General features: G+C 64.5%; 1 protein-coding gene. It reads left to right on the forward strand.

All coding sequences use genetic code 11. The features are described from left to right. Positions 1-30 precede the first annotated feature (30 nt). Positions 31-240, forward strand: coding sequence for a YgaP family membrane protein (locus AC0L27_RS41330; protein WP_473323884.1), 210 nt, complete (start codon positions 31-33; stop codon positions 238-240). The last annotated feature ends 33 nt before the right edge of the window (positions 241-273 follow it).

Raw genomic sequence — 273 nt, forward strand, 5'->3', positions numbered from 1 at the left:
ATTTTGCTTCGGCTCATCTCGGAGGATGTGATGACATTTTACAGAAAGAACATCGGCGGCCTGCATCAGGCCGTGCGGATCGCCTTAGGCGTCGCGGTGGCGGTCGCGACATTCGTGTATCTTACCGGCGCTGCGGCGTGGCTGGTTGCGCTCGGCGGCGCCGGCTTCGCACTGACCGGCCTCGTCGGCTATTGTCCGATGTGCGCGATGGCCGGCATCGGAAGAGGAGGCGAGTCGTGAGCGCGGCCGGGATCTCGCCGGACCTGTTCGAGG

Source organism: Bradyrhizobium sp. Ken51 (assembly GCF_055807435.1).